The 22,658-nt window shown below is 32.7% G+C and carries 24 protein-coding genes; 14 read left to right on the forward strand and 10 right to left on the reverse strand.

The window, feature by feature from the left end:
* Positions 1–56: 56 nt before the first annotated feature.
* Positions 57–581, forward strand: coding sequence for a hypothetical protein (locus tag AC2D6V_RS10550; RefSeq protein WP_484648112.1), 525 nt, complete (start codon positions 57–59; stop codon positions 579–581).
* A gap of 13 nt (positions 582–594) precedes the next feature.
* Here the strand turns inward: AC2D6V_RS10550 and AC2D6V_RS10555 are convergent, their stop codons facing one another.
* From AC2D6V_RS10555 to AC2D6V_RS10565, 3 genes are all read right to left on the reverse strand, one after another.
* Positions 595–1,299 carry a hypothetical protein gene (locus AC2D6V_RS10555; RefSeq protein ID WP_484648113.1) on the reverse strand — a complete coding sequence of 235 codons (705 nt, stop codon included), beginning with the start codon at positions 1,297–1,299 and terminating at the stop codon, positions 595–597.
* An 87-nt stretch (positions 1,300–1,386) separates the two neighbouring features.
* Complete coding sequence (gene ggt, locus AC2D6V_RS10560) at positions 1,387–3,096, reverse strand: gamma-glutamyltransferase (RefSeq protein ID WP_484648114.1); 1,710 nt, start codon at positions 3,094–3,096, stop codon at positions 1,387–1,389.
* 3 nt (positions 3,097–3,099) lie between these two features.
* Positions 3,100–3,696, reverse strand: a complete 597-nt coding sequence (locus AC2D6V_RS10565) for an acyl carrier protein phosphodiesterase (protein WP_484648115.1) — start codon at positions 3,694–3,696, stop codon at positions 3,100–3,102.
* Between the two features lie 78 nt (positions 3,697–3,774).
* Between AC2D6V_RS10565 and glmM the strand changes: the two genes are divergently transcribed.
* A complete protein-coding gene (gene glmM, locus AC2D6V_RS10570) occupies positions 3,775–5,163 on the forward strand; it encodes a phosphoglucosamine mutase (RefSeq protein WP_484648116.1) in 1,389 nt (462 codons plus the stop codon).
* Here glmM and AC2D6V_RS10575 read toward each other — a convergent pair.
* Entirely contained in the window at positions 5,160–6,038 is an 879-nt protein-coding gene (locus tag AC2D6V_RS10575) for a lysophospholipid acyltransferase family protein (RefSeq protein ID WP_484648117.1), read from the reverse strand. The genes glmM and AC2D6V_RS10575 overlap by 4 nt on opposite strands.
* A 55-nt stretch (positions 6,039–6,093) precedes the next feature.
* Here AC2D6V_RS10575 and AC2D6V_RS10580 point away from each other — a divergent pair, with 55 nt between their 5' ends.
* The 4 genes from AC2D6V_RS10580 to cmk all read left to right on the forward strand — a co-directional run bounded on the left by AC2D6V_RS10580 (position 6,094) and on the right by cmk (position 11,218).
* Complete coding sequence (locus AC2D6V_RS10580) at positions 6,094–6,765, forward strand: rhomboid family intramembrane serine protease (protein WP_484648118.1); 672 nt, start codon at positions 6,094–6,096, stop codon at positions 6,763–6,765.
* A 166-nt stretch (positions 6,766–6,931) separates the two neighbouring features.
* Complete coding sequence (gene lon / locus AC2D6V_RS10585) at positions 6,932–9,382, forward strand: endopeptidase La (RefSeq protein ID WP_484648119.1); 2,451 nt, start codon at positions 6,932–6,934, stop codon at positions 9,380–9,382.
* A 112-nt stretch (positions 9,383–9,494) separates the two neighbouring features.
* The gene (porQ, locus tag AC2D6V_RS10590; RefSeq protein ID WP_484648120.1) at positions 9,495–10,520 is read left to right on the forward strand and encodes a type IX secretion system protein PorQ; all 1,026 of its coding nucleotides are present in this window, start codon (positions 9,495–9,497) and stop codon (positions 10,518–10,520) included.
* Positions 10,517–11,218: a (d)CMP kinase gene (gene cmk, locus AC2D6V_RS10595; protein ID WP_484648121.1), complete on the forward strand. Its 702-nt coding sequence runs from the start codon at positions 10,517–10,519 to the stop codon at positions 11,216–11,218. Before porQ ends, cmk begins: the two co-directional genes overlap by 4 nt.
* A gap of 48 nt (positions 11,219–11,266) precedes the next feature.
* Here the strand turns inward: cmk and AC2D6V_RS10600 are convergent, their stop codons facing one another.
* Positions 11,267–11,647, reverse strand: coding sequence for a LysM peptidoglycan-binding domain-containing protein (locus AC2D6V_RS10600; protein WP_484648122.1), 381 nt, complete (start codon positions 11,645–11,647; stop codon positions 11,267–11,269).
* Positions 11,648–11,998: 351 nt separating this feature from the next.
* Here AC2D6V_RS10600 and rpsA point away from each other — a divergent pair, with 351 nt between their 5' ends.
* The 6 genes from rpsA to AC2D6V_RS10630 all read left to right on the forward strand — a co-directional run bounded on the left by rpsA (position 11,999) and on the right by AC2D6V_RS10630 (position 17,254).
* Positions 11,999–13,840 (forward strand): 30S ribosomal protein S1, encoded by a 1,842-nt coding sequence (rpsA, locus tag AC2D6V_RS10605; RefSeq protein ID WP_484648123.1) that lies wholly within the window; start codon positions 11,999–12,001, stop codon positions 13,838–13,840.
* A 128-nt stretch (positions 13,841–13,968) separates the two neighbouring features.
* Entirely contained in the window at positions 13,969–14,508 is a 540-nt protein-coding gene (gene pyrR, locus AC2D6V_RS10610; RefSeq protein ID WP_484648194.1) for a bifunctional pyr operon transcriptional regulator/uracil phosphoribosyltransferase PyrR, read from the forward strand.
* 99 nt (positions 14,509–14,607) lie between these two features.
* Positions 14,608–15,543: an aspartate carbamoyltransferase catalytic subunit gene (locus tag AC2D6V_RS10615; protein WP_484648124.1), complete on the forward strand. Its 936-nt coding sequence runs from the start codon at positions 14,608–14,610 to the stop codon at positions 15,541–15,543.
* Complete coding sequence (locus AC2D6V_RS10620) at positions 15,540–15,872, forward strand: ribonuclease Z (RefSeq protein WP_484648125.1); 333 nt, start codon at positions 15,540–15,542, stop codon at positions 15,870–15,872. The genes AC2D6V_RS10615 and AC2D6V_RS10620 overlap by 4 nt, the downstream gene beginning before the upstream one ends.
* A 1-nt stretch (position 15,873) precedes the next feature.
* Positions 15,874–16,344 carry a DUF3291 domain-containing protein gene (locus tag AC2D6V_RS10625; protein ID WP_484648127.1) on the forward strand — a complete coding sequence of 157 codons (471 nt, stop codon included), beginning with the start codon at positions 15,874–15,876 and terminating at the stop codon, positions 16,342–16,344.
* A 1-nt stretch (position 16,345) separates the two neighbouring features.
* Complete coding sequence (locus AC2D6V_RS10630) at positions 16,346–17,254, forward strand: ribonuclease Z (protein WP_484648128.1); 909 nt, start codon at positions 16,346–16,348, stop codon at positions 17,252–17,254.
* A gap of 2 nt (positions 17,255–17,256) precedes the next feature.
* On the opposite strand, the gene AC2D6V_RS10635 is transcribed toward AC2D6V_RS10630, so the two are convergent.
* Together AC2D6V_RS10635 and AC2D6V_RS10640 are read right to left on the reverse strand one after the other, a co-directional pair.
* Positions 17,257–17,511: a hypothetical protein gene (locus AC2D6V_RS10635; RefSeq protein WP_484648130.1), complete on the reverse strand. Its 255-nt coding sequence runs from the start codon at positions 17,509–17,511 to the stop codon at positions 17,257–17,259.
* Positions 17,508–17,684, reverse strand: coding sequence for a hypothetical protein (locus AC2D6V_RS10640; RefSeq protein WP_484648131.1), 177 nt, complete (start codon positions 17,682–17,684; stop codon positions 17,508–17,510). Before AC2D6V_RS10640 ends, AC2D6V_RS10635 begins: the two co-directional genes overlap by 4 nt.
* 73 nt (positions 17,685–17,757) lie before the next feature.
* On the opposite strand from AC2D6V_RS10640, the gene pdxH reads away from it, so the two are divergent.
* Both pdxH and AC2D6V_RS10650 read left to right on the forward strand, forming a co-directional pair.
* Positions 17,758–18,405: a pyridoxamine 5'-phosphate oxidase gene (pdxH, locus tag AC2D6V_RS10645; protein WP_484648132.1), complete on the forward strand. Its 648-nt coding sequence runs from the start codon at positions 17,758–17,760 to the stop codon at positions 18,403–18,405.
* Positions 18,406–18,570: 165 nt separating this feature from the next.
* Positions 18,571–19,065 carry a CAP domain-containing protein gene (locus tag AC2D6V_RS10650; RefSeq protein WP_484648134.1) on the forward strand — a complete coding sequence of 165 codons (495 nt, stop codon included), beginning with the start codon at positions 18,571–18,573 and terminating at the stop codon, positions 19,063–19,065.
* Between the two features lie 308 nt (positions 19,066–19,373).
* On the opposite strand, the gene AC2D6V_RS10655 is transcribed toward AC2D6V_RS10650, so the two are convergent.
* From AC2D6V_RS10655 to AC2D6V_RS10665, 3 genes are all read right to left on the reverse strand, one after another.
* Positions 19,374–19,577 (reverse strand): hypothetical protein, encoded by a 204-nt coding sequence (locus tag AC2D6V_RS10655; RefSeq protein ID WP_484648136.1) that lies wholly within the window; start codon positions 19,575–19,577, stop codon positions 19,374–19,376.
* Between the two features lie 218 nt (positions 19,578–19,795).
* On the reverse strand, positions 19,796–21,712 hold the full coding sequence (locus AC2D6V_RS10660) for an OmpA family protein (protein ID WP_484648138.1): 1,917 nt from the start codon (positions 21,710–21,712) through the stop codon (positions 19,796–19,798).
* Positions 21,713–21,727: 15 nt separating this feature from the next.
* Complete coding sequence (locus AC2D6V_RS10665) at positions 21,728–22,648, reverse strand: PorP/SprF family type IX secretion system membrane protein (protein WP_484648139.1); 921 nt, start codon at positions 22,646–22,648, stop codon at positions 21,728–21,730.
* Positions 22,649–22,658 lie beyond the last annotated feature (10 nt).

Here is a 22,658-nt window from a genome sequence, read left to right on the forward strand (position 1 = left end):
TTATACTTGTAAAGAATTAGTAAAATTTTTGTTGTAATTATTATAAAATTTGATAGATGAAATTATTAGGTATAAGTTCTAGAATTAATCATTCTGAATACGGTAAAGGTGTAGTTACTAACGTAACATCGCAACATTATTGGGTTACGTTTATTGAAAGTGGGTTAGAAACTATAGATATAGACAGCGATTTTGAAGTTATTGAAGCAGCAGATGGCGATGTTGATACTGTTAGTTTTTTTGAAGTAGAAAGTAGTTTGGTTAAAATTTTAAAAAAGTGGAGTGATGCAAGTGAGATTGTACCTATTGCAGATAAATATAAAGGTGGTAGAATTATTTTTGAACCAGCAGATACAAGTTTGAAATCTTATGAATTACCAATTGATACATTTTTTCATAAAATAACAATGGTTCGAGACAGGTTACGTGTTATGGAACAACGAATTAATTCTAGTGACCTAGATGAACAGGGTAAGACAGATTTACAACAATATATAACTAGAATATATGGTAGTTTAACTAGCTTTAATGTATTGTTTAAATCGAAGAGTCATAATTTTGTTGGGCAGCGTTCCAAGTAAAAGACAGGAAGTTTTACAAACTTGTTTTTAAGTTTTGGATTCCTAAGTTGCCAAAAATAAACCTATGGTTGGTGGGTAATTGTGCACCACTTTCGGTGATTGTCCAATCATTCCAAGAAGCTTCAAGGCCATTTATAGGTAAGAGCGATGTCCACATTTTAACGGCATTTGGTTTGCCGTGTTCATCTAACAACCATAAATAAGAATTTTGAGTTGAGGCCTTTTCGTCTTTATAAGTTACCAGAAGTCCTTCGTTTTTAACCAAACGCCTTTCAGCTCCTTTATCAAAAACATTATAGGGTGCAACTAGCCAAAAAGAATCATTTTTAAAATATTTAACTGCTTTTTCTATAAGTTCTTCGCCTACATCACCTTCAATGATGAATCCATGTACATAAGCTTTATTTAGTGACCCATCCTTAAGATTGATATTTACTTTATAGTCTTTCCAAAGGACATCACAATTATTCTCATTTTTATACCATTTATAATGACGTCTCTTTTTAAATGTCCACTCTATGTAATCGGTATTTTCAAAAGCTTCATAATCTAATGCGTTCAACATCTTGTATGCAAGGGCATCTGCTTGGTCTCCTTGCAAACCTGTTGGTAAATCTTCGTTATATTTAAAATATACAAAGCCATAAAGTATTAGGCTTGGTAGTGTAAAAAATATAATTACCCCAATAGATATTTTAATTATTTTTTTTAACTTCATTATAATATTGCTGTAGATTTCAATCTAAAAATGCTATCTACTTCTAGCTAAATTACTAACTACAAAGCACTAAAAGAAGTAAAAAACTTAAAAACCGACAGCCGTATCATCCCCTCGACGATCTGCACCACCCTCTAACGTTTCGTCATCTAAAACAAGTATTCCGTCGACCTTGCCAATTACAGGAGAACGGGATTCGTTTATAGGATATCCTAATTGTTCTAATTCTGTAATAATTTTTTTATCGAAAGAATTTGGTTCCATTCTAATCTCATCTGGCAGCCATTGATGATGAAAACGAGGGGCATCAACTGCTTCTTGAATAGTCATATTATATTCATGAACATTTAGTATGGTTTGCATAACAGAAGTAATAATTGTTGAGCCACCAGGAGTACCAAGAGACATAAACAATTTTCCTTTTTTTTCAACAATGGTTGGCGTCATAGAACTCAACATACGTTTTTCAGGTAAGATGCTATTCGCTTCACCACCAGTTACACCAAACATATTTGGAACGCCTGGTTTACTACTAAAATCGTCCATTTCATTGTTTAAAAAGAATCCTAACTCTGAACAATATAATTTTGAGCCATAAGCACCATTTAGAGTTGTAGTAACAGAAACGGTATTCCCAAAAGTATCGACAATAGAGTAGTGGGTGGTTTCATTACTTTCAATGACTTCAACATTTCCGTGTGAAACATCACTTGATAACGTTGCTCCGTCAAAAGAGAACGAACTCATTCTATCACTCAAATAAGCATTGCTTATTAACTCATCATTTGGAATATAAACAAAATCTGGATCACCTAAATAAAAGCTTCTATCTGCATAAGCACGACGTTCAGCCTCAGTTATTAATTGAATTGCTTTGAGGGAGTTATGTCCATATTCATCCAATGGATAAGGTTCTATCATTTTTAATATTTGTGCCAAACAGATACCTCCACTTGATGGAGGAGGCATAGAAATAATACTTAAGTCATCATAAGTGAAAGTTGTTGGCTTACGCCATTTTACTTCATATCTATTCAGATCTTCTACCGTCAAGACTCCACCATTATCTTGTATAAAATTTGCTAAAATTTTAGCTGTTTCTCCTTCGTAAAATTCATCCTTACCATGTTCCATTATTCGAGTTAAAGTTTCCGCCAACGCAACATATTTGATAGTATCTTTAGCTTTCCAAAACTTTTGAAATAATATGGAATCTTTATTAGCTTTATTAAAACCAGTCATATATTTGACTATCTTTTTTTCCTGTTTTTCTGTTACTATAACACCTTTCTTGGCTAATTCAATGGATGGAGTTATTATATCTTCAATCGGCAGACTACCCATTTTTTCGTGAACAGCAAACACCCCAGCAACAGAACCTGGTACTCCAACAGACATAGCACCTAATGTGCTTTTTTCTGGAATTACATCACCATTTTTGTCTAGATACATGTCTTTTGTCGCTGCCAATGGCGCTTTTTCTCTAAAATCTAATGCACCCGTTTCACCATTGGATTTCCTATAAACCATGAATCCGCCACCGCCAATGTTGCCAGCATATGGATAGGCTACAGCTAAAGCTAATTGGGTTGCAGCCATAGCATCAAAAGCATTGCCACCTTTTTTAAGAATATCACTTCCAATTTGAGAAGCTTCAGCTCGTGCCGAAACTACCATGGCATTATTAGTAATAAGTCCTCTTTTTAATACTTTATTGTTTTCTAATGACTTATCTCTTTTACATGAGGTAAAAACTGTGATTGTTATAAAAAATAATAAATAAAAAATTCGATTCATATTTTATAATTGTGAAGTTAATTCGTTTAGTTTTGATTTAGAAAATTCGATGAGTTCATCAAAGAAATGTGTAAACTCTTTTTCGAATGCTGAATAGAATTCTTCTAGCTCATTTACAGCTTCATTCATACCAGAACGATGTTTTGTTCTTCGGTTCATGCCCTCTAAAACCCTTGTTATACCTTCAATAGAAGCGTAGCTCAAAAGCCAGTTGTCTGTTACCATAAAAGGCATCATTTTTTGTATACGAAGTGGTAATATATCATAGTTTTCTTCTAAGGAGTCATAAAATTTTTGCACATAATCATCTAAAGGATCATTGCAATAAATACTCCAGTTTTTAGCTAGAAAATGATCGTATAAAATATCGACAATCACACCAGAATAATGTCCATATTTTTCATGCAATCGTTTGGTGCTTAACCTTACAGTCTTATGAGCATCTGTATAGGTGTCGATATTGCGATGCAACAATATGCCTGTTTGAATGTCTATGGGATATTTTTTATAGTCTTTTCCTTTGATGCCATCAGCAATAAAATTGCCAATTGTAATTAAATCATTTTCTCCAGAAAGATAGATATGTGCTAAAAAATTCATTCGTGTAATTTACGAATTAGGATTTAAGAATTACAGTTTTCTAATTGTATATTTGTCGCTTAATAAAAACTTTTATTCATGACACTTATAAAATCAATTTCTGGAATTAGAGGCACTATTGGCGGTCAAGTTGGGGATAATTTGACACCTATCGATGTTGTTAAGTTTGCGGCAGCTTACGGTGTTTGGGTTAAACAACAACGCCAAAAAGAAAATTACAAAGTAGTCGTTGGACGTGATGCTCGAATTTCAGGTAAGATGGTTCAGAATTTAGTTATGAATACATTGGTTGGTCAAGGAATCCATGTTGTAAATGTAGGGCTTTCAACCACACCTACAGTGGAAATGGCTGTTCCTATGGAACATGCTGATGGGGGAATTATCCTAACTGCTAGCCATAATCCAAAGCAATGGAATGCACTAAAACTTCTAAATAAAGATGGTGAATTTTTGAATGGTGAAGAAGGTGCTAAAATTTTAGAAATAGCAGAAAGTGATAGGATGTCTTTTTCAGATGTTGATAGCTTAGGAAAAATAACTAAAAATCAGGCATATTTCGATTTACATATTATTGAAGTATTAGATTTACCATTAGTTACTGTTAAGGCTATAGAACAGTCTAGATTTAAAGTAGTTGTAGATGGTGTTAATTCTTCGGGAGGCGTTATTATTCCCTTGCTTTTAGAGCGTTTAGGTGTTGATGTTATTAAGTTATATTGTGACCCAAATGGTCATTTTCCTCATAACCCTGAGCCACTTAAAGAGCATTTAACAGATTTATCTGAGAAAGTAGTAAAAGAACGTGCAGATTTTGGTATCGTAGTCGATCCAGATGTAGACCGTTTAGCGTTTGTAGATGAAAATGGTGAGATGTTTGGTGAGGAATATACTTTGGTTGCTTGTGCAGATTATGTACTAAGCATAACACCAGGAAACACTGTAAGTAATATGAGTTCTACAAGAGCGCTTCGTGATGTAACTGAAAAGCATGGTGGCACTTATGAAGCTAGTGCGGTAGGAGAGGTTAACGTCGTTAATTTGATGAAAAAAAACAAGGTGGTGATAGGAGGAGAGGGCAATGGTGGAATTATTTATCCAGAGTCTCATTACGGTCGTGATGCGCTTGTTGGTATTGCATTGTTTTTAAGTTTATTGGCAGATAAGAAAATGAGAGTTAGCGAACTTCGTAAAACATATCCTAATTACTTTATGAGTAAAAAGAAAATTGAGCTAACACTTGGTTTAGATGTTGATGGTATTTTGAATACGATGGAAAATCGGTATAAAAATGAAATTTTAACAACTATCGATGGTGTAAAAATAGATTTTTCAGATAGTTGGGTTCATTTACGAAAAAGTAATACAGAGCCTATTATTAGAATTTATACAGAGGCCAAATCACAAAAGGAAGCAGATGCTTTAGCAGATAAGTTTATAATAGAAATTGAAGAAGCGGCTATAAATTAGCTCTGCTTTTTACGATGCTTCCATCGTTTATGAGTCCAAAAATAAAACTCCGGAGCATTAAGAATTTGTGCTTCTACCAAATTTAAGTACTTATCAGTAATTTCATAATCCTTATAATCTTTTGGAGAGTTAGTTATTGTTTCGAACGTTGTTTCATAAAACCCACGTTTTACTTTATTAACACCAAAAAACACTACGGGCATATCTAATTTTTTAGCAAGCATTTCTGCACCCGTATGCACAGGTACATTAACACCCATAAACTCATTCCAATAAAAGGCTTTATCCAATCTTGGTGATTGGTCTGCAACAAAGCCACTTATGGTTAATTCGTTGTTTTTTTTTGCTCTAATAAGTGACGGAATTGTTTCTTTTGTGCTAACTAAATAGCTATTATATTTGGCTCTTTTACGCTTTATTAATGCATCAAAATATTTGTTAGCTAATGGTTTGTATACTCCATATCCTTTACTATTAACATAAGTTTGAAGAATGAAAATCCATTCAAAATTCCCATAATGAGCACACATTAAAATTGTGCTTCTCTGTTTATTTTCTAGATTTTGAATTAATTCTACATTAGTAAATGTGAAGCGTTTTTTCATTTCTGTTTCAGAAATAGTTAAAGATTTAATAGACTCTACAATTAAATCACAAAAGTGATGGTAGAATTTTTTTGAAATACGTTTAATCTCAGCTTCAGGTTTTTCAGGAAAAACCAATCTCAAATTTTCATAAACTATTTTTTTTCTGTAGCCTACAATTGAATAAACTAAAAGATAAAGAAAATCAGAAAATAGATAAAGCAATTTAAAAGGCAATATAGAAATTAACCATAAAAATGGATAAACAAGAATATAAACTAGAAATTGCATGAATAAATTTTAGATTTGCAAATATATATTATTTGACTTTAAACCTTTCGAATCAATGGGCAATTTAGAAGTAATTACTATTATAATTATCGCGGCGAACATATTTGTTTCGTATAAAGGTTTTAACGATTTCAGTTTTTTCGAAAGGCATAAATTCAATATTGGAAGTATTAGGAGAGGTGAACAATTTAGAATGCTTAGTTCAGGTTTTTTACATGCAGATACTGCTCACTTATTTTTTAATATGTTTGCTTTATACCTTTTTTCTGGCCAAGTGATATTCGAAATTGGTCAATACAGTTTTTTTATAGTTTACATTGGTAGCCTAGTCGCAGGCAGCATATTGTCATTATATTTTCATAAAGACGAATACCATTATAGCGCGGTAGGTGCTAGTGGTGCTGTTACAGGTATTTTATATTCTGCCATACTATTAAATCCAGACAGAGAGTATTATTTCCTTTTTTTACCGTCAAGGATTGGAGATATAGATTTGGGCATTCCAGGTTATATTTTAGGAATTGGTTACTTGCTTTATTCAATTTATGGGATGAAAAAAAGGACAGGAAATATAGGACATGATGCACATTTTGGAGGAGCCATTGGTGGGTTTGTTATTACTTTAATACTTTCACCATGGTTGTTTGAGACTAATTTATTGATGATCGGCTTATTGGCACTGCCAATTCTATTGTTATTTGTTTTAAAGAAAGCTGGTAAAATATAAACTTTACACTTCTAGATTTCTATATGGCACAGCTATTGACTTTATAGTAGTATTGTGTATCTTAATTTATATTCAAATTACTGATATTCAATATTTTAAATTATTTAATTTGAATTATAAGAAATGATCATTTCTGTTTTAATGACAGATTGACTGAAATGTATATATGAAGAAATCTAATATTATGACCCTTGACAGTTTGTCATTACAGGAGTTTGATGAAAATTCAGAATTAATTCCATTAATGACTCCAGAGGATGAAGAAGCTATTAATAATGAGAAGTTACCTGAAACCTTGCCTATACTTTCATTAAGGAATACTGTATTATTTCCTGGTGTTGTTATTCCAATAACCGCTGGACGTGATAAGTCGATTAAACTTATTAATGATGCAAATAAAGGGGGGAAAGTAATTGGAGTTGTTGCTCAAAAAGATGAATCGGTTGAAAATCCATCAGCAAAAGAAATTCATGAAACTGGTACGGTAGCTCGAATATTACGCGTTTTAAAAATGCCTGATGGCAATGTAACCGTTATTATTCAAGGTAAGAAGCGATTTAAAGTTGCCGAAGTGCTTACAGAGGAGCCTTACATGAACGCCACTATCAGAGATATTCCTGAGGCGAAACCAGCTGTAAATAATAAGGAGTTTTCTGCAATTATCGATTCTATAAAAGATTTGGCATTAGAAATAATCAAAGAAAGTCCTAATATTCCAAGTGAGGCTTCTTTTGCTATTAAGAACATAGAAAGTAATTCGTTTTTAGTAAACTTTGTATCATCAAACATGAATCTTTCAGTTACTGAGAAACAATCTTTGCTTGAGATGAATGATTTGAAAGAACGTGCTTTAGCTACCCTGAAGTTTATGAATGTTGAATTTCAGAAGTTGGAACTTAAGAATGATATCCAGTCTAAAGTTCAAATGGATATGAGTCAGCAGCAACGCGAGTATTTCTTACATCAACAAATGAAAACTATTCAAGAAGAACTTGGTGGTGTGAGTCATGATGAAGAAATTGAAGAAATGAAAGCCCGTGCTACTGAAAAGCAATGGGACAAAGATGTAGCGAAGCATTTTGAAAAGGAAATTGCTAAAATGCAACGTATGAACCCGCAGGTGGCGGAATATTCTATTCAACGTAATTATTTGGAGCTTTTTTTAGATTTACCATGGAATGAGTTTAGCACCGATAAGTTTGATTTAAAACGAGCCAAAAAAATATTAGACCGAGATCATTTTGGTTTGGAAGATGTAAAGCGCAGGATCATTGAATATCTCGCGGTTTTAAAACTTCGCAACGATATGAAATCCCCTATTTTGTGTTTATATGGGCCTCCAGGTGTTGGCAAAACATCTTTAGGAAAATCTATAGCAGAGGCTTTGGGTAGAGAATATGTGCGCATTTCTTTAGGTGGATTGCGAGATGAGGCAGAGATTCGTGGACATAGAAAAACTTACATAGGTGCTATGCCTGGGCGTATTATTCAAAGTTTGAAAAAAGCGGGAACGTCGAATCCAGTTTTTGTTTTAGATGAAATTGATAAGTTATCGAATTCACATCAAGGAGATCCTTCTTCTGCTATGCTAGAAGTATTGGATCCTGAGCAAAATAGTGAGTTTTATGATAACTTTTTAGAAATGGGTTACGACCTGTCTAAAGTTATGTTTATAGCTACTTCAAACAGTTTGTCTACAATTCAACCAGCTTTACGTGACCGTATGGAAATTATTAATGTAACAGGTTATACCATTGAAGAAAAGGTTGAAATAGGAAAGAGACATTTGTTACCAAAACAATTAAAAGAGCATGGTTTAACTAGTGATAACTTGAAGATTGGTAAGCCACAATTAGAAAAAATTGTGGAAGGTTATACACGAGAGTCTGGTGTTCGTGGTCTTGAAAAGCAAATAGCGAAAATGGTACGTTATGCGGCTAAAAACATTGCTATGGAGGAAAACTACGACATTAAAGTATCCAATGAAGATATAATAGAAGTTCTAGGAGGACCAAAATTAGAGCGGGATAAATATGAAAACAATAATGTAGCAGGTGTCGTAACTGGTTTAGCTTGGACTCGTGTAGGTGGTGATATTTTATTTATTGAATCCATTTTATCAAAAGGTAAAGGTACCCTTTCAATTACTGGAAACTTAGGTAAGGTAATGAAAGAATCTGCCACTATTGCTATGGAATACATAAAGTCGAATGCTGATGAGTTTGGAATAGATACTGCAGTTTTTGATAAGTACAATGTTCATATTCACGTGCCAGAAGGAGCTACCCCAAAAGATGGTCCTAGTGCAGGGGTTACTATGCTCACATCATTAGTGTCTTTATTTACACAGCGAAAAGTTAAGAAAAGTTTAGCAATGACAGGTGAAATTACACTTAGAGGCAAGGTTTTACCAGTAGGAGGTATCAAAGAAAAAATTCTTGCAGCTAAACGTGCTAGGATTAAGGAAATTTTGCTTTGTGAAGATAACCGACGAGATATTGACGAAATTAAGCCGGAATATTTGAAAGGATTAACATTCCACTATGTTACAGATATGAGTGATATTATAAAATTAGCTATAACGGATCAAAAAGTTAAGAACGCTAAAAAACTATAAATTTTGATATTACATTTAAAAACCTCGGATTAATCCGAGGTTTTTTTGTGTTTTAAAATAAATGAGACATGCCATCGTTTTAAGATAGATTTACTTTCTTTGTGCCGTAAATATGCTGAAAAAGAATATCATAATTTTTTATTTGTTGTTGAGTGTTTGCTTGTATGCTCAAGTAGGAGGCGAATCTACCTATCAATTCTTAAATTTGGTATCTTCTCCTCGTCAAGCTGCTTTGGGAGGAAAGGTCCTTACAAATGTAGATTACGATGTGACTCAAGCTCTATTCAACCCAGCTACTATAAATCCAGAAATGGACAATCAATTAGCCTTAAATTATACGAGTTATTTGGGAGATATTGGTTACGGAACCGCGTCGTATGCATATACTGTTGATAGACGTACACAAACGTTTCATGCAGGAATTACCTATATTAACTATGGTACTTTCGATGGTTATGATGAAGATGGAAATTCTACAGGAACATTTACAGGTAACGAAGCTGCACTATCAGTTGGATATGCCTTGCAATTAGGGTATTCTAATTTTTATTTTGGAGCGAATGCTAAATTAATAACATCAAAATTAGAACAATATAATTCTATTGGAGCTGCTGTAGATTTAGGCTTATTGTATATAAATGAAAATATAGATTTTAATGCAGCATTAGCAGTTAGAAATCTAGGATCACAAATTACAACTTATGCTGGCTTGAACGAACCATTACCTTTTGAAATCGCTTTTGGAATGTCGCAGACATTAGAACATGTGCCATTAAGATGGCATGTAACTTTTGAAAACCTACAAGATTGGCCAATTGCAAGACCTAATCCAGCAAGAGTTACTAGTGATTTAGGAGGAAACCAAACTTCTGAGAAGATAGGTTTTCTTGGGCAGGTTATACGACACACCATCCTTGGAGCTGAATTATTTCCTGAAGGGGGATTTAATATTCGACTTGGTTATAACTTTAGAAGAGGTGAGGAGCTACGTATTATAGATCAACGAAATTTTTCTGGACTATCAGCAGGAATTTCGATAAAAATGAATAAAATGCGCTTTAGTTATACGCATGCTAAGTATACTAGTGCAGCCAATTCGAACTTTTTTGGATTGCAAATTGATTTAAATCCGCGATGAGTAATAACAAAATAACCATAGCAATTGATGGGTTCTCTTCCACAGGAAAGAGTACTGTAGCTAAGCAAATTGCCAAGCATCTAGGGTATATTTATGTCGATTCTGGTGCTATGTATCGCGCTGTTACTTTTTTTGCCATGAAAAATGGCTTTATTGGAAAAGATCATTTTGATGTTGAACGCTTAGTATCTCAATTAAAACTTGTTGATATAAGTTTTAAGTTTAATAAAGAACTAGGTTTTGCTGAAGTTTATTTGAATAATGAAAATATTGAGAAAGATATTCGAACCCTCGATGTCTCCAGCTTTGTTAGCAAAGTAGCTGCTATTTCAGAAGTAAGACAAAAACTGGTAGATCAACAGCAACAAATGGGAATGCATAAAGGCGTCGTTATGGATGGGCGAGACATTGGTACAGTTGTATTTCCAGATGCTGAGCTTAAATTATTTATGACTGCTTCAGATGAAACAAGGGCAATAAGACGTTACCAAGAGCTTTTAGAACGAGGAGACGATATTATTTATGAAGACGTTTTGAAAAATGTTCAAGAGCGAGATTATATCGATTCTAATAGAGAAGATTCTCCTCTTGTAAAAGCGGCGGATGCTATTGCATTAGATAACTCCAATATGACATTACAAGATCAATTTGAAAAAATATTACAATTAGCAAAAATGGCCATAGAGGACATGGAATAAAAAAACGGCAGATTGCCGTTTTTTTTATTATTAAATGTTTCTTTATTATTATAAATTCGGAATAATCAATTCTTGATCTGGATAAATTAAATCTGGGTTCTTCAATATATCCGAGTTTGCTGCAAAAATCTCTTTATATTTCATGGCATCACCATAATAATGTTTCGCTATTTTTCCTAAAGTTTCGCCACTATTAACCACATGTCTGTGATAAACTCTGTCATCAGCCACCGCGATGTTTGCCATAATATCAGAGGGACTATCACCACCTATTTCTTTTATTTTGTCCCAAATTATATTTTTTTCATATGGGGTATTTGCAGTTCCTTTTACTTTTAGAACACCATTTTTTTCAGTTACACTACCGTCTTGAATGTTTAATGATTCTCCTAATTCTAATACTGATTGGTATTTTGCTTTCATTGTCATAATTGTGAGTTTTAAATTAATTTGAGTTTTACAAGATAATAAATTTCTTATCTTTTTTAATAAATTAAGGCTTTACTTTTGGTATCTTTTTTTAAGACACTAACAACTTAAAAAAGTCACATTTTTTTCAATCATTTATATGGGCTCATTACACCATAAGTAAGGATTAATTAATTTTATCATTTATTTTCTCATTTTTAGGTAATTACCTCAATAATATGTATTTTTGCGCTCCTTTTAGCGGATAGTCGGAAAGATAAAAGGAATGAAACATAAAAATTTATTTAACACTTCTGTTTATTAGTTGCTTAAATCTTCCGAAATAAATAGAATACAAATCTTAATCAGCACATGGCTGAAAACGAAAAACAAGCTGAAGTTGAAGTAACTGAAACTACAGCAGTTGAAGCTCCAGTAGTCTCTGAGGCGCAAGCAAATCCAGAAAAATTCTTAAAAGAGTTCAATTGGCACAATTACCAAGAAGGTATTGATGAAGTTGACGACAAGCAATTACAAGAATTTGAAAAACTAGTAGCCGAAAATTTTGTTGACACTTTAGATGACGAAGTAGTAGAAGGAACTGTAATACATATTACAGATCGTGATGCTATTATTGACATCAATGCAAAATCTGAAGGCGTTATTTCTTTAAACGAATTTCGTTACAATCCTAACTTAGCGGTTGGTGACAAAGTAGAAGTATTAATTGATGTTCGTGAAGATGCAACAGGACAATTAGTATTATCTCACAGAAAAGCAAGAGTAATTAAGGCATGGGATCGTGTAAATAGCGCTCATGATACAGGTGAAATTGTAAACGGTTTTGTTAAGTGCAGAACAAAAGGAGGTATGATTGTAGATGTTTTTGGAATTGAAGCATTCTTACCAGGTTCTCAAATTGATGTTAAACCAATTAGAGATTACGATCAGTACGTAAATAAAACTATGGAATTCAAAGTTGTAAAAATCAACCACGAATTTAAAAACGTAGTAGTTTCTCATAAAGCACTTATTGAGGCTGATATTGAAGAACAAAAGAAAGAAATTATTGGTCAATTAGAAAAAGGTCAAGTACTAGAAGGTGTTGTTAAAAACATTACCTCTTATGGAGTATTTATTGATCTTGGAGGGGTTGACGGATTAGTTCATATTACAGATTTATCTTGGTCTAGAATCAATCATCCAAATGAGATTGTTGAGTTAGATCAGAAATTAAATGTTGTAATCCTTGATTTTGATGAAAATAAATCAAGAATCCAATTAGGTCTTAAACAATTATCTAAGCACCCATGGGAAGCTCTTGCAGAAGAGGTGAAAGTTGGTGATAAAGTAAAAGGTAAAGTAGTTGTTATTGCAGATTACGGTGCGTTTATTGAAGTAGCTGATGGTGTTGAAGGATTAATTCACGTTTCTGAAATGTCTTGGTCTACACATTTACGTTCAGCTCAAGATTTTGTTTCTGTTGGAGATGAAGTAGATGCAGTTATCTTAACTTTAGATAGAGAAGATCGTAAAATGTCTCTTGGTATTAAGCAATTAACGCCAGATCCATGGACAGATATCACAGGTAAATACCCATTAGCTTCTAAGCACACAGGTATTGTACGTAACTTTACAAACTTTGGTGTATTTGTTGAATTAGAAGAAGGTATTGACGGATTAATTTATATCTCAGATTTATCTTGGACTAAGAAAATCAAGCACCCAAGTGAGTTCTGTGCCGTAGGTGATAAATTAGACGTTGTTGTCTTAGAATTAGATGTAGAAGGACGTAAATTAAGTTTAGGTCACAAACAAACAACTGATAATCCTTGGGATAAGTATGAAACTGAGTTCGCTTTAGAAACTGTTCATAAAGCAGCAATCTCTGAAATAGTTGATAAAGGTGCTACTGTAGCATTTAACGAAGATATCGTTGCCTTTATACCATCACGTCATCTTGAAAAAGAAGATGGTAATAAACTTAAAAAAGGAGAAGAAGCAGAATTCAAAATCATTGAATTTAACAAAGAGTTTAAACGTGTAGTAGCGTCTCATACAGCAATATTTAAAGCTGAAGAGATTAAAAATGTAAAAGCAGCGGCCAAAAAAGCGGCAACTGCAGCAGCAGAAGCAAAACCAACTTTAGGTGATGCCAATGATGCTCTACAAGCTCTTAAAGATAAAATGGACGGTAAGAAAAGTAAGAAATAAGTTTTTATAATCCATTGCAAAATTAAAAGCCTTCAAGAAATTGAAGGCTTTTTTTATTATCATTATTTATCATCTACATTTTTAATTTTTTGCATTACCTTTGTACTCCAGATACGTTTGGATTGTATATGAGTCAAAAAGTTTTACTTAACGCAAAAGAGGTAAACATCATTCTTCATCGATTGGCTTGTCAACTAATTGAAAAACATAACGATTTTTCTAACACGGTTTTAATAGGTTTACAACCTCGTGGGGTATTTTTAGCAGATAGAATAGCTAAAATACTAAGAGAACATTATAAGGTTAAAAACATTCAATTAGGACATTTAGATATTACATTTTACAGAGATGATTTTCGTCGAGGCGATAAAACATTGGCAGCCAATAAAACAGAAATTAATTTTATTGTAGAAGATAAGAATATCATTTTTATAGATGACGTATTATATACTGGTCGTAGTATAAGAGCAGCGCTAACAGCTATTCAGTCTTTTGGAAGACCAAATGAAATTGAATTATTAACTTTAATAGATAGACGTTTTAGTAGACATTTGCCAATTCAACCAGATTACAGAGGGAGACAGGTAGATGTTATTAATAACGAAAAAGTAAAAGTAAATTGGAAAGAGTATGACGATGAAGATTCGGTTTACTTAATTGAAAAATAATTAAAGTTTGAAGACGGGAGCATGAAGATAGAAGCTCTTGTCAGGTTGAGCGCAGTCGAAACCTAATTAAATTAATAAAAATATCTAATAAGAGCTACAATGAGCGAATTAAGTGTGAATCACTTATTAGGAATAAAATATCTTAACATACAAGATATTGAACTTATTTTTAAAACAGCCGACCACTTTAAAGAAGTAATCAATAGACCAATTAAAAAAGTACCTTCACTTAGAGATATTACTATTGCCAATTTATTTTTCGAAAACTCTACAAGAACTAAATTATCGTTTGAATTAGCTGAGAAACGCCTTTCGGCAGATGTTATAAACTTTTCCTCAGCTCAGTCATCAGTAAAAAAAGGGGAAACCTTAATAGATACCGTAAATAATATTCTATCTATGAAAGTAGATATGGTTGTTATGAGACATCCTAATCCTGGAGCAGGTGTTTTTCTGTCTAAACATGTTAATGCAAGTATCATTAATGCAGGAGATGGTGCTCATGAGCATCCAACGCAAGCATTATTAGACTCTTATTCTATTAGAGAAAAACTAGGAGAGGTAAAGGGTAAAAAAGTAGTTATTGTAGGCGATATTTTACATAGTAGAGTCGCTCTTTCCAATATTTACGCGCTACAATTACAAGGTGCAGAAGTTATGGTATGCGGTCCAAAAACCTTATTGCCAAAATATATAGATAAACTAGGGGTTAAAGTAGAAACTAATTTGCGTAAAGCTTTAAATTGGTGCGATGTTGCAAATATGTTGAGAGTTCAAAACGAACGTATGGAAATAAGTTATTTTCCTTCTACTAGAGAATATACACAGCAGTTTGGAGTTAATAAAGACTTATTGGATTCCTTAGATAAAGAAATTACTATTATGCATCCTGGGCCAATTAACAGAGGTGTTGAAATAACGAGTGATGTTGCTGATTCAAAACAAGCTATAATTCTAGATCAAGTACAAAATGGTGTTGCTATAAGAATGGCAGCTATTTATTTGCTAGCATCAAAAATAAAACAAGAGGTATGATAATAGATAAAAATGGTAATGTCTCAATCATTACCCAAGAAAAGGCGACTATAATTGAATTAGTAAAAAAGATTCAAACATTATATCCGAAATTTAAGAATGATAATATTATAATTAGTCTCACTAGCTTAAATAAAATAAGTTTAGAAGATATCGTTGAATTTCTTCAATTATCAAACACACATCGAAATACGAAGCATTCGTTTGTAATTGTTTCAGATAAGGTAGATTTAGACGTTGTACCAGATGAAATAGTTGTAGTTCCTAGCATTCAAGAAGCTTACGATGTTATTGAAATGGAAGAAATGGAGCGTGATTTAGGGTTTTAAAATGGGTAATTTTCATTTAGCACAAGTAAATATTGCAAAACGATTGGCGCCTATGGAAGACCCAATCATGCAAGATTTTGTAAATAACTTAGACAGAATAAATGCTATTGCCGATAAAGCTGAAGGATTCATTTGGCGTCTTCAAGATGAAGATAAAGATGAGGCAGTTGAAGTCTTTCAGGATGAGACCTTAATTATTAATATGTCTGTTTGGATGGACTTAGAAGCCCTATTTAATTACACTTATAATTCTGGTCATATTGAAGTTTTTAAACGTAAAAAAGAATGGTTTTCTAAAATGAAAATGATGCACATGGCCTTTTGGTATGTACCAATTGGTTATGAACCAACGTTTCAAGATGCAAAAAATAGATTAGATTATCTAAACGCTCATGGAGATACTCCTTTTGCATTTAGTTTTAAAAGTAAATTTTCGGCAAATGATTATTTAAATTATAAACCGAGTAAATAACATGAAATTATCAATACTCGGTTGCTATAGTGCCACACCAAGAGCTTTAAACAACACAACATCTCAGGTATTAGAAATTAGTAACCACATGTTTTTAATAGATTGTGGTGAAGGAACTCAAGTACAGCTACGGAGGCATAAAATAAAATTTAATCGTATAAAGCATATATTTATTTCTCATTTACATGGAGATCATTTTTTTGGTTTGGTAGGTTTAATTTCTACGTTTAGATTGCTTACTAGAGAAGCCGATTTACATGTTTATGGACCAAAAGGTATAAAAGAAGTGGTCACGCTTCAAATGAAACTCGCTGATTCCTGGACTAATTACAACCTTTTATTTCATGAACTTACTTCTACAGAATCAGAATTAATTTTTGAAAACGATACTGTTGAAGTTCACACCATTCCTTTAGAACATAGGGTCTACACAAATGGTTTTTTGTTTAAAGAGAAACCTAAAGACCGTAAATTAGATATTAATGCCGTTGAAGAAGCAAATATAAATGTTGCCTATTACAGAAAACTCAAACAAGGTTTTGATGTAACAAACGAGGAAGGAAAATTAATAAAGAACGAGCTTGTTACCAAAGATGGTAAGAAACCAAAAAGTTATGCTTTTTGTAGTGATACTGTTTATAAAGAAAGTATCGTCCCAATAATAAAAAATGTAGATGTTTTATATCACGAATCTACGTTTTTAGAAAAACATGCCCATCTAGGACCAAAAACGAAGCATTCTACCGCCAAAGAAGCTGCTAGTATTGCGAAACAAGCTGATGTAGGCACATTAATACTTGGTCATTATTCAACGCGTTACGATGGCTTAAATGCTTTTAAAGAAGAAGCTAAAGAAGTTTTTGATCATGTGGAATTAGCTGAAGACGGTAAAACCTTCAATTTTAAATAGAATTATACTTTCTCACAATAAGCTTTAAATCTCACAAGCCATTTATCTACTTGTTTTTTAAACATATTTGGGAAAAGTTTAGCAATTAGTTTTGCAACAAAACCTTTGAATTCTAAATACTCAATTTCTGTATCTAACTTGGTTTTGTTTTCATTTATAGCAGTAAACTTTGATAGCATGGTATTTGTCATACTCTTATGCTCGTAAGTTGCATAAAACTCGTCGGGTAATTTGTTGTGAATTATGGTTTCTATCAAATCAAACTTTTTATAAACCAATTTACATTTTGCTCCAGCCTCACCTCAGTACCACTTATTGGTTCCATTTTTAAGAAACCTTTCTGCGATTCTTTTAAGGCTTCAGGATCTTCAAAATGTTTTACCACTTCAATAATTGGTTTATTGATTTCGGTAGTACAAACAAATCTCATAATATAAAGTTTGGTCTTAATATAATCAAAAATGTTTTACAATTATTTTAAAAAACACGTAACTTGCAACTGTATGGAAAAGGATTTAGGCGACTACAGAAAATCTTACGAGAAAGGCGAATTACTTTTAAACGAAGTACCTGCAGACCCTATGGAACTATTTCAAAAATGGTTTCATGAGGTAGATAGTTTTTTTCCTGAAGATGAAACCAACACGATGACTATTTCCACTATGGGTCTTGATGGCTTTCCAAAAAACAGGGTAGTGCTACTTAAAAAGTACACCTATGAAGGATTTATATTCTATACAAATTATGCAAGCGAAAAGGGAAAGGCTATAGAAGTAAATCCTAACGTATGTCTTTCTTTTTTCTGGCATGGAGCAGAGCGACAAATTATTATTAAAGGTAAAGCAGAAAAGATTGCATCAAATTTAAGTGATGGCTATTTTGAATCGCGTCCAAGAGGAAGTCAATTAGGGGCGTTAGTATCCAAACAAAGTGAAATTGTAGTTAATAGAGGTGCCTTAGAAAAAGAATTATTATCCCTTGAAAAAGCATTTGAAGGTAAAGAAATTCCTAGACCAGAAACTTGGGGTGGTTATATTGTAAAGCCAGTAGAAATTGAATTTTGGCAAGGGCGTCCTAATAGACTTCATGATAGAATCCGTTACCAACTTCAAAAGGACTACAACTGGTTAATTAATCGATTATCTCCATGAAATATCGCTGAAATACACAATTTTTAATCTGAACAATGTAATTCATCGATTAAAAACATAATATATCGACAAAATACACGTAGTTAGTCGATTTTAACATTTTCTTAACACTCTCTTCTAAGTAGGCTGCTAATTTTACAGAACCAAGTCTAAATTTACCTACTTATGAAGTTATTAAGAAAACTGCCTTTATTGGCACTGTTTACTATCCTAACCTACTCATGTTCAACGGATAGTGTAGATGATCAAGTTGAGGTTATTACTGAAAAACTTGTAGTGCCTACTGCAAAAACTATTGAGATTGAAATCTTAGAACTTATTAATGATCATAGACTTTCTGAAGGTCTAAATCCACTAAATGCATTACCTGTTGTAAAATCGGTAGCATATACACATACAGATTATATGGTTGATAATGCTGTTGTTTCTCACGATAATTTTTATACTAGAAGTAGTTATTTAAAAAGTAACGCTGGAGCCAAAGTAGTATCGGAAAATGTTGCTTATGGATATACCTCTGCACTGTCTGTAGTTAACGCTTGGATTAGAAGTGAAGGACATAAAGCAAACATAGAAGGCGATTTTACAAATTTTGAAATTTCTGCTGAACAAAACACTGAAGGAAAGTGGTATTATACCAACATCTTCATAAAAAAATAATATTGTTTAATATTATTAAACAATAATCCCATAACCTTTTATTTATTGATTAGTAGCAACTAAGTATAGTCTTATGACTATTTACATTGGTAATTAAATGGTTATTTTTTAATAACAAAGTTGTTATTGAATTTAGCTTTAGGTATAAAATCCTCTCAGAAATGAGAGGATTTTTTAATTTTAATAACTTTCCTTTCTTAAAACATTATTCATCTGAATAATTTTCCACTTACCATTTTTATTTTGCCAAATTCGTGAACTAGTTTCCCTTACGGTATCTCCCATGCTTTTCCTTAAATATAATTGGCTTAAAAATCATACCCTATTATTGGATTAAGTAATTTCTGCTCTGTTATAGTATGTATAACATGTTTATTTGGTAGATGTTGACGAAACTGTTTAAGCTGATCATAGGTGTAACTTTTTAATGCTCCTGAAAAACTAATCTCAGACATCTTTATATTTTTATCCATCAATAATAAAATGTCTTCACAATTTTCGCTCCCATCCATGTATAAGGACTATAAATTTTTAGACATATCCTTAAATCCTTCAATGTCTACTTCTTTCAATTTGGAATTAGAACTGCATGAGAAAACAAGAATAATAATGGCTAGGCAGGATTTTTCATAATTAACTTAATATAATATTTTTTCCACTATATAAAGTTAATAAAAAAACCACCAAGCTTTCACTTGATGGTTTTAAAATTAATTTTAGGATCAAACTTTTATTCCATCTGAATAATTATAAATTCAGTACGTCTATTTAACTGGTGATTATCTTCTTCACAATTCACACTACCATCACATCCATTAGTTAATTTACGCTCACCAAACCCTTGGTGTTCTGTAATTCTTGCAGCATCAATTCCTTGAGAAACTAAGTACTCGTACGTCGAATTTGCTCTATCAATAGATAACTTATCGTTGTATGTTAATGTACCTCTTGAATCGGTATGCGACTCAATTCTAATTACCATTCCTGGGTAATCTACGTTCATTAACTTAACAATCTTATCAAGTTCTAAAGCTGCATCAGGACGAATATTGTGTTTATCGAAGTCGAAGTAGATAATACCTAAATCGGCTAATTTAACAACATCGCGTACTGGCGTTAATTCTAGATCTGCAGTAATAGTTGTTACGCTAGTTTCAATGTTTTTAGAAGTGAAATTTTTAACATCATCTTCATATTTTTTCTGGCTAGCAGTAATTTTATAATCTACATCTCTATCGATATTGATTTCATAATATCCTTCTTCGTCAGTTTCCATATAGGCAATCTGCTTACCATTACCATCTAACAATGTAATTATCGCATTAGGTACAGGTTTCTTATTCACAATATCTGTAACAGTACCTTCAACATTTAATAATGGTACTCTGTTGTATGCATAAATATCGTCATCTCCCATACCACCAGCTCTATTAGAAGCAAAGTAACCTGAAAGCCCATCTTCATTCATTGTAAAAGAGAAATCATCTTTACTTGAATTTACTGGGACACCTAGGTTTATTATATCTACTATGTCACCTTCTTTGTTGGCGATAGTTCCAAAAATATCTAACATTCCAAGACCAACATGACCATCTGAAGAAAAGAATAAATTTCCTTCATTATTCAAATATGGCATACCTTCGGCTCCTTTAGTATTTACAACTTCTCCTAAGTTTTCAGGCTCGCCTAGAGAACCATCATCATTAATATCAACAGAATAAATATCTGATGCTCCAATGCCACCAGGTCTATCTGATGCAAAATATAGTTTTTTATTGTCAGGGCTCAAGGCTGGGTGTTGTGTGCTATATTCTGAATTGTTAATAGATAAATCTTCAACATTAGTCCAAGTACTATCGGCTAATGTTGCTCTATAAATTTTTACTTGGTTAATACCTTTACTATTACTGTCATAAACATTCTTAATAAAGCTATTTCTGGTAAAATACATGGTATTACCATCATTAGTAATAGTAACAGGGCCATCGTGGTAAATAGAATTTACATCACCACTTATTTTTGTAGTATGATCTGCAGGTTCTTTTCTATCTTTTTCAACAGCATATACATCTAGAAAAGGTTGCTCGTTCCAGCCATATAATCGCTTGATAGATACACCTTCATCACGAGTAGAAGCAAAATAGATTTTACCATTATGCTCATAGGCTCCAAAATCACTTAATTTTGAATTGTGATTAAACTTCTTTAGAAAGTATTGTTGCTTTGCATTAAAGATATTTGTTATGAAATTACCTTTCTTCAAATATTTGCTGGTATTTATAACTCCACCAGAATCTTTATAACGTTGCAACCATTCTTTAGAATCGTCGTATTTTTCAATACCTCTTAAAGCTTGTGCGTAGTTATAATAGTATTCAATTGGAATATTCTCTTGAGCAACAGCTTTTTTGTAATATTTAGCTGCGTTCTTAGAATCTCTTAGAAGCGCATAGCAATCTGCTAATCTTCTAATGGCATAATCCTCGTTGTACTTATTTTCTATAAGTTCTTGATAAGCTTCAGAAGCTTTTACAAATGAAAACTTATTAAATAAAGTATCTGCTTTTTTCTGTTTTCCATATTGCGCCGAAGCTGTAAAACTCACCGTCAATAGGATACAAACTAATATGTAATTTTTTAATTTCATGGGGTGATTTTTTTATTAGAAATATCTAGGTGATTTTAGTTTTGAGTTCAGGAACTTAAATTCGTAGATAAGTAATACCTCATGTGTTCCATTACTATAATTATTAATATCTGAATTTGGTTTCTCGTAAGCATAACCTACACGTAATTGTCTAGATACTTGAAAATCTGCAAATCCACCAAACGCTCCAGTACTTTCATTAACTCTATAAGAACCTCCTAACCAAAATTTCTCATTAAATAAGAAGTTAGCAGTAACATCATAAGAAACTGGCGCTCCATTGGTTGCTTTTACTAAATACGAAGGTTTAAACTTAACACTCTTGCTTAAATCGAATACATAGCCACCTGTAAAATAATAACTCAATCGCTCTAGGGCTTCATAGCCATTTTCTATGTTTCGGTTAGTATTAAGTATTCTTGGTGCAGATAAACCTAAATACCATTTATTGGTATGCCAAAATACCCCTAGACCAACATTTGGACTCCAACGATCTTCTATGCCATAAATTGAAGGGTCAAAACTTTGAGATTGACGAAAATCTGCATCTAAGCTATAGCCTGTAAATCCAGCTTTTATACCAAATGCCAATTTTCCATCAACACCTATTGGCAAGCTATATGAAAAATCCCCATATAAATACGAGTAATTTTCCGGACCAAGGTCATCATCTATAAAAGATAGACCTAAACCAATCCTATCATTTCTAAGAGGTGTATGGATTGAAAGCGTTTGAGTTTCAGGACCTCCATCAAAACCAACCCATTGGCTTCTATGTAATCCAACAATGCTTAAGGCTTCTCTACTACCTGCATATGCAGGATTTACAGAGATTGTATTGTACATGTACTGTGTGAATTGTGGTAATTGTTGTGCAACTCCAAACGTACAGCTAAACAATGCAATAGCGATTATGTAATGTTTAATAAGTTTCATAGGTTAAAGT

It is taken from the genome of Algibacter sp. YIN40 (assembly GCF_057219435.1).

Excerpts from the sequence above, each read along its gene's own strand:
- AC2D6V_RS10550 (WP_484648112.1), top strand. The coding sequence starts at position 57 with ATGAAATTATTAGGTATAAGTTCTAGAATTAATCATTCTGAATACGGT.
- AC2D6V_RS10555 (WP_484648113.1), bottom strand. The coding sequence starts at position 1,299 with ATGAAGTTAAAAAAAATAATTAAAATATCTATTGGGGTAATTATATTT.
- ggt (WP_484648114.1), bottom strand. The coding sequence starts at position 3,096 with ATGAATCGAATTTTTTATTTATTATTTTTTATAACAATCACAGTTTTT.
- AC2D6V_RS10565 (WP_484648115.1), bottom strand. The coding sequence starts at position 3,696 with ATGAATTTTTTAGCACATATCTATCTTTCTGGAGAAAATGATTTAATT.
- glmM (WP_484648116.1), top strand. The coding sequence starts at position 3,775 with ATGACACTTATAAAATCAATTTCTGGAATTAGAGGCACTATTGGCGGT.
- AC2D6V_RS10575 (WP_484648117.1), bottom strand. The coding sequence starts at position 6,038 with ATGCAATTTCTAGTTTATATTCTTGTTTATCCATTTTTATGGTTAATT.
- AC2D6V_RS10580 (WP_484648118.1), top strand. The coding sequence starts at position 6,094 with ATGGGCAATTTAGAAGTAATTACTATTATAATTATCGCGGCGAACATA.
- lon (WP_484648119.1), top strand. The coding sequence starts at position 6,932 with ATGAAGAAATCTAATATTATGACCCTTGACAGTTTGTCATTACAGGAG.
- porQ (WP_484648120.1), top strand. The coding sequence starts at position 9,495 with ATGCTGAAAAAGAATATCATAATTTTTTATTTGTTGTTGAGTGTTTGC.
- cmk (WP_484648121.1), top strand. The coding sequence starts at position 10,517 with ATGAGTAATAACAAAATAACCATAGCAATTGATGGGTTCTCTTCCACA.
- AC2D6V_RS10600 (WP_484648122.1), bottom strand. The coding sequence starts at position 11,647 with ATGACAATGAAAGCAAAATACCAATCAGTATTAGAATTAGGAGAATCA.
- rpsA (WP_484648123.1), top strand. The coding sequence starts at position 11,999 with ATGGCTGAAAACGAAAAACAAGCTGAAGTTGAAGTAACTGAAACTACA.
- pyrR (WP_484648194.1), top strand. The coding sequence starts at position 13,969 with ATGAGTCAAAAAGTTTTACTTAACGCAAAAGAGGTAAACATCATTCTT.
- AC2D6V_RS10615 (WP_484648124.1), top strand. The coding sequence starts at position 14,608 with ATGAGCGAATTAAGTGTGAATCACTTATTAGGAATAAAATATCTTAAC.
- AC2D6V_RS10620 (WP_484648125.1), top strand. The coding sequence starts at position 15,540 with ATGATAATAGATAAAAATGGTAATGTCTCAATCATTACCCAAGAAAAG.
- AC2D6V_RS10625 (WP_484648127.1), top strand. The coding sequence starts at position 15,874 with ATGGGTAATTTTCATTTAGCACAAGTAAATATTGCAAAACGATTGGCG.
- AC2D6V_RS10630 (WP_484648128.1), top strand. The coding sequence starts at position 16,346 with ATGAAATTATCAATACTCGGTTGCTATAGTGCCACACCAAGAGCTTTA.
- AC2D6V_RS10640 (WP_484648131.1), bottom strand. The coding sequence starts at position 17,684 with ATGAGATTTGTTTGTACTACCGAAATCAATAAACCAATTATTGAAGTG.
- pdxH (WP_484648132.1), top strand. The coding sequence starts at position 17,758 with ATGGAAAAGGATTTAGGCGACTACAGAAAATCTTACGAGAAAGGCGAA.
- AC2D6V_RS10650 (WP_484648134.1), top strand. The coding sequence starts at position 18,571 with ATGAAGTTATTAAGAAAACTGCCTTTATTGGCACTGTTTACTATCCTA.
- AC2D6V_RS10655 (WP_484648136.1), bottom strand. The coding sequence starts at position 19,577 with ATGGATGGGAGCGAAAATTGTGAAGACATTTTATTATTGATGGATAAA.
- AC2D6V_RS10660 (WP_484648138.1), bottom strand. The coding sequence starts at position 21,712 with ATGAAATTAAAAAATTACATATTAGTTTGTATCCTATTGACGGTGAGT.
- AC2D6V_RS10665 (WP_484648139.1), bottom strand. The coding sequence starts at position 22,648 with ATGAAACTTATTAAACATTACATAATCGCTATTGCATTGTTTAGCTGT.